This window comes from Polyangium jinanense (assembly GCF_028435265.1).
GTDB lineage: Bacteria > Myxococcota_A > Polyangia > Polyangiales > Polyangiaceae > Polyangium > Polyangium jinanense.
In genome coordinates this window covers 61,367-70,185 of the sequence record NZ_JAGTJK010000057.1, presented here as the reverse complement: position 1 = coordinate 70,185, position 8,819 = coordinate 61,367, and the positions used below count along the sequence as shown (strand labels likewise).

Sequence of the window (8,819 nt, the reverse complement as noted above, 5' to 3'; positions counted from 1 at the left end):
AATCAAGACCGCCGTGACTGGCAACGCTGTTCCTGGTCTTCCAACGGGCCCGTTGGAAGAACTGCGCGGAGCGCAGTTCTTCCACCCTCGGTCCAGGCCGTGCCTGGTCCGGGTCGAGGGGCGGATAGCCCCCGCGGGGTCCGGGGCAGAGCCCCGGCGCGGCGCCCCCCAGCGGGCTGCTCAGCTGCCCTGCGCGGGCGCCTCGTCGTCCTTCTTCGCGCGGCGCTTGTACAGGGCCGACAGCTCGAATTCTGTCGCGATGGCCGACTCCCCGAGCTCCCGCGCCGCCGCGTCTGCGGCTTCCCTCGCTGTGCGCGCGAGGCTTACGATGATTCCGTCGATGAGGTCGAGTGTCTCGGTCTCCACGGGCGTCCCCCGTGGCTGCGCCTTTGCTTTTGCTGCGTCGCGGAGCGCTTGTGCGCGGGACTCGAGGTCGAGGGTTGCTTGTGGCCCGCCGCGGGACTTTGCGGCGTCGGCCACGGCGGGCTCCTTCAGGGCGGCGCGCAGGGCATCGAGCTGCTTGGCCAGCCCTTCGGCGTCGTCGGCGGCCACGGATTCCTGATCGAGCAGCACGACGATCTTCTGGACGGCGCCCCCTTGGCCGGCGAGGAGGAGCGCGCGTTTGGATCCGGCGAGCACCGAGCGCGCGCGCAATCGAATCCCCTGCCCGTCCCGCATTGCCGTTGCGTGTGCCGCTGTGTCGACTTTCTTGTTCGTACGCTTTGCCTCGCGCCCCACGCCTGCCTCGATGAGCAGATCTCGCGCATCTTTCAATTCGGCGGCGTCCTCGGGCGCGAAGCCGAAGGCCGCGAGCTTCGGGCCGTGGGTCAGGTATGCATTCAAGGTCTGATTTGCCTGATCCAGCGTGTCCTCGGAGCCGAATTTCTCGCCATCCTTGATGAAGGTCGCGCGGGCTTCCTTAGAAAGAATCGTCAAATCGAGCGCCATGTGGAACGTCCTCCCTGGAGGTGGCGCACGCTACATGAGCGAGCGCACACGTGTCCAGACGGGAGGCGCGTGGCCTGGAGTGTCTGTACACTTCCGAACATAAACTCCATGGCAACAAGGCTTACGGCATCCTTGGGGCTCGCCTTCGGCTTGGGCTTTGTCTTCACGCCGCTCGGCTGTGGGAGCAGCCCCATGGGGAACCCGCGGCCTAGCCGTCATGCTTCGGGCGACGGCCCGTCGGTGCCGGCGGCGACGGTCACCGCGCTCGAGGCGTGCGCCGAGCATGGCGCCGGTCGGCTGAAGGGCACCCACTACGCGATCCTCTTCGACGTCGACGTGATGGAGAGCGGAGAGGTCCGCGAGGCCAAGATCCGGGAGTCGGAGATCGGCGATCGGGAGATCGAAACGTGCATGGAGCACGCGCTCCAGGCGATGTCGTTGCCCGGGGTCGTCACGCCGCTGCGATCGTCGGCGTTGGAGGGCGTGATGCTGTCCCCGCACGCTCGCGGCGCCATGGGGAACGTCGTGATCGTCGGGCCTGCCGTGAGCCTCGTGCCGGTGTTGATCGTTGCTGCGGGGGTGACGATCATCGTGGTTGTCACCGCGCATGCCGTGGAGGAGACGGCCGAGGCGATCAAAAAGTGGCCGAGGAAGGTGGAGGAGAAGTGCAGACCGCTCTTTGACCAGTGCCTCGACAATCAAGCCCAACCGGACTGGAATCGGCGCACGTTCGGGGAGAAGAAGAGTTGTCTTGACTGTCTTTTTGCGTGCAGAAAAGACGAAGGTCAATGGCCAAACTACAAGTGCCCGCCCCCTGGCTGGCGCCCGAACTGAGTCTGATCCAGAAGTGAAGCGACATGCAGTCCGCCGACGAAAACCATCCGCTCTGTTGGTTCTGCAAGAAGCAGCCCGCGACGGTGAGGTATGTGCATCCGCAATTCAACGAAATGGTATGTGCAACCTGTCTCGACCGGCTGGAAGTGCAAGATACATATGAGCAGAAATGGGCCCATCATATTCTGGAGCTGGAACGCCAGGAGCGATACGATGAAATGCTCGCTTGTATAGATGAGTTCCTGGCAGCAAACCGCCATCGCGATCACGACAAATGGCTGGCTCGAAGCGTCGCGAGAGACCGAACCATGGTGCTTTTCGAGGCGGGTCGATATGCGGAGGCCGAAAAGGCGTGGGAAGCCTGGGCGCAGCTCGGCTTTCCGAACGTCACGGATCGATGGTTCAACGGGAGCGTCAAAGCGAGCATCTTGCAAGCGTTCGGGAGGCATCGGGACGCCCTGGCGGCTTTCGAGGAAGCGTTCAGCCATCAGGATCCGATGTACGCATCGGCCATTCCCTATTACTTGCCCACGCTGGTCAAGTTTTCGGAGAACGCAGGGCAGCCGGTCGACGAAAAGTGGCGGCGCGTCGCCGAGGCAGGGGCCGAGGACTTTGCCGTTGAGATGCCCGTCCGGGACTCGCTCGGAGAGAGCATGCGCGCGCTCGCGGAGATGACCCAAGGGATGCCGTCGAAGGCGGAGAGGGAGTGGAGAGCGACCCACGGCGCCGGATCCGGCGGGAACGCGCCGTGACGGCGGTGGGCCGAGGCCTGGGTTCGTCTTGACCGGCCCAGCTCTCGCTCAACCCCTGTTCGATGAACTGCGCATCGCGCAGTTCATCGACCCCGAGTCCAGCGCTTGCGCTGGTCCGGGTCCAGGGGCGGATAGCCCCTGGTGGGGCCTGGGGCAAAGCCCCAGCTCAGCGCCTCCCTCTCAAAGCCGCTCGGGCTCACGCACTTCGACCCCGCGCTCGTAGAATCGACGACGGACGGGCTTGCCGGCGATGTAGTCGGTCCACGTCCCGTGGTACAGGTCGGCCTGGAAGCCGCCCTCCTCGCTGATCTTGCCGTTCTCGTCCCAGCGCCGGTAAGGGCCGACCTTCTGGCCATGCACGCTCGTGCCCTCCTCGGCCTTCTGCCCGTTCGGGTGAAATCGCACGAATGGCCCGTGCTGCCGGCCTTTTTCGTAATGCCGTTCGGACAGGAGCAGCCCGCTTGGAGTGTACTCGCGCCATGGGCCGTGGAGGTCGTCGCGGGAGAAGCCGACTTCGTGGTCCTTCGAGCCGTCGTCCCGGAATACCACGCTCGTCCCCTCGCGCAGCCCTCCCACCATCGACTCCTCGTACCGGACCTTGCCGTTCTCGTAAAATGCTCGCAACGTCCCCGTGCCTCGCTGGAAATTGCCCTCCTCCTCGCGTTTGCCCGAGGGATACAGCGCGAGCCAAGGTCCGTCGCGCAGGCCCTCGCGGTACGTGCCTTTCTTGTGGGGCTTGCCGTCCGGGTGCCAGGATTCGTAGGGGCCGTCGAGCTTGCCGTCGCGGAACGAGTAGACGGCGGCGCGCGCGCCGTTCGGGTGGAACCGCTTGAACGTGCCGTCGGGCCTGTCCCCTCGATATTGGCCGATCATGGCGGGCTTGCCGCCCTGGTGAAACGTCTCGGCGGTGCCTTCGCGCAGGCCGGCCTCGTAGAGCGTCACGCTCGTCTTCCACCCTTCCACCGGGTGATGTTCGACGACCGGCCCGTGCCGGAGCCCTGCGGCCCAGGTCTCTTCGAGGAGGATCTTCCCGTCATCGGGCGTGTATGTCGTCGATAGCCCCGAGCGCTGGCCGCGTTCGTAGCGCACCACGAATTCACGCCGCCCGAGCACGTCGAATTGCGTCCACGTCCCGGCCAGCGCGCCGGCGGCGTACGAGCCCTCGGCGAGGCGCTCGCCGCTGTCGTAAAAAATCGAAAAAGTCCCGACGAGCACGCCGTCCCGATAGTCGAGGCGCATCCACGGAGGGCCCTGATCGTGGTGGTACGTCCACGTGCCGTGCCTCTTCCCATTCCGCAGCGCGCCCTCGGCGAAGACGTGGCCGCTCGGGTAGCGGCTCCGGACGAGGCGCCCGGCTGTGGGGAGCAGCGGAAGATCGCGCACGCACAGGGCCCGGAAACGCGCGTGGTCCTCGCCCTCGCTCGCGAGCTCGGGCGGCCCGACCGTCTTCTCGGACCAGTGCTGCGGCGAGCAGAGGTTTCGCACCTGGAATGCGCGGCCCTGGTCGTCGGGATCGAGCGTCGATGTCCAGAGCCCCTGCTCGCCCTGCGAATCGTCCTGCCAGAGCTCCTCGCAGCTCGCCTCGGACAAGCTCACGAGCTCGCGCACGGTGGGGAGCCGAAAATCGTCGCGCCCGGCCTCGACCTTCGCCTCGCAGAACGTTTTCGCCTCGGCCCAGCGCATGGGTGGGGCGATCGCTCCCGAATAACCAAGCCGCTGGAGCGCGTCCTCGACGAGCCCCCCGGCCTTCCGGTAACGCGCGCCGGGCAGCGCGGCGCGCAGCGAGGGGCCCGCGGCGGAGCGCACGCAGCGGACGTGGTATTTGCCGTACGGGCTCGGATCGTCGTAATGGGTCGAATGAAGGGTTCCATCGGCGACGTCGAGGACCCAGGGGGAGCCGGCGTCGTCGGTGGCGGACCACAAGAGGCCGTCGGGAGGACCACGAAACACCGAGGGATCGAGCGCGGGGCTGCTGCGGCGGTGCTCGACGATGGAGAGGAGCTCGAAGAAACGAGGCAAGCGCCAATCGTCGTGGCCCCCGTGCACGAGGTTTTCACAATGGCGCGTGGCGGAGACGATCGCGAGCTCTTGTTGCGCCACGTCCCGCTGCCACGCGAGGCCCGTCGCGGCGTCGAATACGACGTCGCCCTCCACGTGCAGCGAGGGTTTTCTGGCGAGGGGCGCGAGTTGCGCGTCGGTGACGAGTGGCCCGCGCAGGCGGACGATGCCGGGGATCTCGTCCACGTCCGCGACCCCGAGGAGATCGTCGCCGTGGACGGGGGACTCGTGCATGGCGTGCAAGTCCCAGCGCGGCGCCGGGTGCGCGGGATCCCGCTCCACCTCGTGGCGCTCGCCTACGAAAAAGACGAGACGTTGCCCGACGGCGAAGCGCGACGGCGCGGGCGCGCCACGATACCCGAGCGGCTTGCGCTCGCAGCCCTTGTTCGCGTCTGCGGCGCGTGGAAAGGCCACGAGCATGGACCGCACGTGACCCTGCGGCGCGGGGCCGCGGAGGACCATTTCGGCGCGCATTTCGAGGACGAGGTCGGCCTCGCAGGGGCGCTTGAAGGCGTGGATCTCGGAGATCGTGCCCACGACGATGCTCCGGCTCGCCTGGACGGCATCCGCCAGCGAGGCGGACGTGCCTAGGGCGGGCGGGAGGTCGAACACCGGTCGCGGCAAGAGCGAAGCTGCCGACGTGGATCCGGGCGCGGCCTGCGGGGCGGAGGCCGAGGGCGAAGCGGGGGCGCCGCCGCAGGCCGCGACGAGGGCGAGGAGGACGAGGGGGGCTCGTTTCATGGGACGAACGACAAGCGCATCAACCGCCTTACTTCGGCTCTTCGGCCTTCTTCTTCGCGTGCCGTTTGTAGAGCGCCGACAGCTCGAACGCCGTCGCGATGGCCGGCTCCCCGAGCTCCCGCGCCGCCGCGTCCGCGGCTTCCCTCGCCGTGCGCGTGAGGCTCACGATGATCCCGTCGATGAGGTCGAGCGTCTCGGTCTCCACGGGCGTCCCCCGTGGCTCCGCCTTCGACTTCGCCGCGTCGCGGAGCGCCTGCGCGCGTGATTCGAGGTCGAGGGCCGCTTGTGGCCCGCCGCGGGTCTTCGCGGCCTCTGCCACGACGGGCTCCTTCAAGGCGGTGCGCAGGGCATCGAGCTGCTTGGCCAGCCCTTCGGCGTCGTCCGAGGCCACGGAATCCAGGCCGAGCAGCACGTCGATTTTCTGGACCGCATCCACCTTGCCCGCGAGGAGCAGCGCGCGTTTGGCTCCGGCGAGCACCGATCGCGCGCGCAATCGAATGGCCTGCCCGTCACGTATCGCCGCCGCGTGCGCGGCTGTATCGACCTTTTTGCTCGTCCGCTTCGACACGCGCCCGATTCCGGCCTCGATCAAAGCATCCCGCGCGTCCTTCAGCTCGGCGGCGTCCTCGGCCACGAAGCCGAAAGGGGCGAGTTTCGAGCCGTGGGTCAGGTATGCATTCAAGGTTTGATTCGCCTGATCCAGCGTGTCCTCGGAGCCGAATCGCTCGCCATCCTTGATGAAGGCCGCGCGAACGTCCGGAGAAAGGGTGGTCAAGTCGAGCGCCATGTGAAACCTCCTCCCTGGAGGTTGCGCACGCTACATGAGCGAGCGCACACGTGTCCAGTCGGGAGGCGCGTGGTCTGGCGTGTCCGTACACTTCCGAACATGGACTCCACGGCAACGAGGCTTACGGCATCCTTGGGGCTCGCGGTTGGGTTGGGCGTTGTCTTCACGCCGCTCGGCTGTGGGAGCAGCCCCATGGGGAACCCCGTGGTCCCCTGGGGAACGTCGTGGTCGTCGGGCCCGCCGTGAGCCTCGTGCCGGTGTTGATCGTTGCCGCGGGGGTGACGATCATCGTCGTTGTCACCGCGCATGCCGTGGAGGAGACGGCCGAGGCGATCAAAAAGTGGCCGAGGAAGGTGGAGGAGAAGTGCCAACCGCCGTTCCAGGAGTGTCTCGAGAACCCACGGCAACCGAAGCGGAACAGGAAGACCTATGGGGACTACAAGGATTGCAGGGGATGCCTTGCGGAGTGCAAACGCGAAGGCGGCATTTGGCCCGAAGAGAGGTGCCCGCGGCATTGGCAGTATTGAGTTCCCGTCAGGAGGAAAGCGTCATGCCGTCTCCTGAAAAACCTCAACCTTGCTCGTTCTGCGAGAAGCGAGCGGCGACGAATACATACACGCGCGCAGGGCGCACGATCGAGGTGTGCGCCACGTGCCTCGACCGTCTGGAGGTGCAAGAGGCGTTGGAGTACAAAACTCTCGATACCATCGAGCTCATGAAGAGCGAACGGTACGACGAGGCGCTCGCGCAGGTGGATGCGTTCGCAAAGGCGAACCGCCATCGGGATCATGATGGATGGATGGCTCGAAGCATCGCGGCGGAGCGCGCGTACATCCTCTACGCAGCTGGCAGGTACGAGGAAGCCCTGCAAGCATCCGAAGCCGAGGCGCAACTTGGATTCGAGAACATCACGTATCGATGGTCGTATGGCCTTGGAAAGGCGCGGACATTGCAAGCGCTCGGAAGGCATCGCGAGGCCCTGGAGGCTTTCGAGGAGGCATTCAGCCATCAAGAGCCCAAGTTTCTGGCGCACGCCGCATATTACTTCGACGTACTGGTCGAGCTGTCGGAAGACCTCGGACAGCCGGTCGACGAGAAGTGGCGGCGCGTCGCGGAGGCGGTGGCGGAGGACTTTGCCGTCGAGATGCCCGTCCGGGATTCGCTCGGAGAAAGCATGCGCGCGCTCGCGGAGATGACCCGAGAGATGCCGTCGAAGGCGGAGAGGGAGTGGAGAGCAACCCACGGCGGCGGAGCCGGCGGGGACGCGCTGTGAGTCGATCGCCCCGAGGCTCGCGGGAGCCCTTGGGAGGCGCTTGCTCGCTTCGCGGGTGGGCACCTGGAGGCGCGTGGACCCGAGCCAGGGGCGCGTGGGGCTCTTCAGGGACCGCGTGGGGTTGATGCGGAATGTAGTGGGGTTCACCCGGGAGCGCGTGGACCTGACCCGGGAGCGCGTGGACCTGACCCGGGAGCGCGTGTGACCTGACCCGGGAGCGCGTGTGACCTGACCCGGGAGCGCGTGGACCTGACCTGGGAGCGTGTGGACCTCACCCGGAACCGTGCGCGGGCTGCGCGCGCGGCGCCTGGACCCGAAGGTCGAGCGGCTGGATTTCAGGGAAGCCATGCGCGGAGTTCCGCAGGGAGCGTCTGGAACCGAGGACGGAGCGCCCACGGTGGACGAAGCCGCGCGTGGACCCGGGACGGGGCGCGCCTGGACCTTTTGCGGAATCACCCGGACCGCTCGGCGCGGCACCTGAGGTATTCTTCCCTCGCCATGAACCTCCCCGCCGATCACGCAGCCCGCATGGAACGCGCCCTGCTCGCCCTCGACGGCCTCTCCACGGGGGACGCCTTCGGCGAGCGCTTTTTCGTGCACCCCGACCACGTCGAGCGCCTGATCGGCGAGCGCGCCCTCCCCGCCGCTCCCTGGAGGTACACCGACGACACCGTGATGGCCCTGGGCATCGTGGAGGTGCTCGAGCGCCTCGGCACGATCGAGCAAGACGTGCTTTCGCGCGTGTTCGCCAGGCGGTACGGCGCCGAGCCGGATCGCGGGTACGGCGGCGCGGCCCACGAGATCCTGCGGAACATCCTCACGGAGATTCCGTGGCAGTTCACCGCGAAGGCGGTCTTCGGCGGGACGGGCTCGATGGGCAACGGCGGCGCCATGCGTGTCGCGCCGCTCGGAGCATACTTCGCCGACGATCTCGACGAGGTCGTGCGTCAAGCCAAGGCCTCGGCCGAGGTCACGCATGCCCACCCGGACGGCCAGGCCGGCGCCGTCTCCGTGGCGATTGCGGCGGCGGTGGCGTGGCGTATGGGCACGGGCGCGGAGCCTCGATCGGGCGAGGCGTTGCTCCGTGCGGCCTTCCGATATACGCCCGACGGAGAGACGAAGGACGGGCTGGCGAAGGCATTGACGATTCCGCTGGAGGACGATCCGCGCACGGCGGCGAGCACGCTCGGATCGGGCTATCGGGTGCTCTCGTGGGATACGGTGCCCTTTGCGCTCTGGTGCGCCGCGCGGCACCTGGACAGCTACGAGGAAGCGCTTTGGACGACCGTCGGCGGGCTCGGGGATCGAGATACGACGTGCGCGATGGCGGGCGGCGTCGTGGCGCTCTCGGCCGGGCGCGCGTCGATTCCGGCCGAATGGATTGCCGCGCGTGAGCCGCTCGCGCTCGGCGATCAGGGATAGGTCG

At 67.3% G+C, this 8,819-nt stretch carries 8 protein-coding genes; 5 read left to right on the top strand and 3 right to left on the bottom strand.

The annotated features are described in order from the left end of the window. Positions 1-180: 180 nt before the first annotated feature. On the bottom strand, positions 181-948 hold the full coding sequence (locus KEG38_RS46880; protein WP_272427391.1) for a hypothetical protein: 768 nt from the start codon (positions 946-948) through the stop codon (positions 181-183). Between the two features lie 69 nt (positions 949-1,017). On the opposite strand from KEG38_RS46880, the gene KEG38_RS46875 reads away from it, so the two are divergent. Beyond that, the gene (locus KEG38_RS46875) at positions 1,018-1,782 is read left to right on the top strand and encodes a hypothetical protein (RefSeq protein ID WP_272427390.1); all 765 of its coding nucleotides are present in this window, start codon (positions 1,018-1,020) and stop codon (positions 1,780-1,782) included. A 23-nt stretch (positions 1,783-1,805) separates the two neighbouring features. Further along, a complete protein-coding gene (locus KEG38_RS46870) occupies positions 1,806-2,534 on the top strand; it encodes a tetratricopeptide repeat protein (RefSeq protein WP_272427388.1) in 729 nt (242 codons plus the stop codon). Between the two features lie 180 nt (positions 2,535-2,714). On the opposite strand, the gene KEG38_RS46865 is transcribed toward KEG38_RS46870, so the two are convergent. Together KEG38_RS46865 and KEG38_RS46860 are read right to left on the bottom strand one after the other, a co-directional pair. Further along, positions 2,715-5,333, bottom strand: a complete 2,619-nt coding sequence (locus KEG38_RS46865) for an Lcl domain-containing protein (RefSeq protein ID WP_272427386.1) — start codon at positions 5,331-5,333, stop codon at positions 2,715-2,717. A 28-nt stretch (positions 5,334-5,361) separates the two neighbouring features. Then, positions 5,362-6,120, bottom strand: coding sequence for a hypothetical protein (locus KEG38_RS46860; protein ID WP_272427385.1), 759 nt, complete (start codon positions 6,118-6,120; stop codon positions 5,362-5,364). 242 nt (positions 6,121-6,362) lie between these two features. Here KEG38_RS46860 and KEG38_RS46855 point away from each other — a divergent pair, with 242 nt between their 5' ends. The 3 genes from KEG38_RS46855 to KEG38_RS46845 all read left to right on the top strand — a co-directional run bounded on the left by KEG38_RS46855 (position 6,363) and on the right by KEG38_RS46845 (position 8,815). After that, positions 6,363-6,647 carry a hypothetical protein gene (locus KEG38_RS46855; RefSeq protein ID WP_272427384.1) on the top strand — a complete coding sequence of 95 codons (285 nt, stop codon included), beginning with the start codon at positions 6,363-6,365 and terminating at the stop codon, positions 6,645-6,647. Positions 6,648-6,670: 23 nt separating this feature from the next. Beyond that, entirely contained in the window at positions 6,671-7,393 is a 723-nt protein-coding gene (locus KEG38_RS46850) for a hypothetical protein (protein WP_272427382.1), read from the top strand. 498 nt (positions 7,394-7,891) lie between these two features. Next, on the top strand, positions 7,892-8,815 hold the full coding sequence (locus tag KEG38_RS46845) for an ADP-ribosylglycohydrolase family protein (RefSeq protein WP_272427381.1): 924 nt from the start codon (positions 7,892-7,894) through the stop codon (positions 8,813-8,815). Positions 8,816-8,819 lie beyond the last annotated feature (4 nt).

Bases quoted from the DNA above. Each gene is read 5' to 3' on its own strand.
- KEG38_RS46870 (WP_272427388.1), top strand. From the start codon at position 1,806: ATGCAGTCCGCCGACGAAAACCATCCGCTCTGTTGGTTCTGCAAGAAG.
- KEG38_RS46880 (WP_272427391.1), bottom strand. From the start codon at position 948: ATGGCGCTCGATTTGACGATTCTTTCTAAGGAAGCCCGCGCGACCTTC.
- KEG38_RS46850 (WP_272427382.1), top strand. From the start codon at position 6,671: ATGCCGTCTCCTGAAAAACCTCAACCTTGCTCGTTCTGCGAGAAGCGA.
- KEG38_RS46845 (WP_272427381.1), top strand. From the start codon at position 7,892: ATGAACCTCCCCGCCGATCACGCAGCCCGCATGGAACGCGCCCTGCTC.
- KEG38_RS46865 (WP_272427386.1), bottom strand. From the start codon at position 5,333: ATGAAACGAGCCCCCCTCGTCCTCCTCGCCCTCGTCGCGGCCTGCGGC.
- KEG38_RS46860 (WP_272427385.1), bottom strand. From the start codon at position 6,120: ATGGCGCTCGACTTGACCACCCTTTCTCCGGACGTTCGCGCGGCCTTC.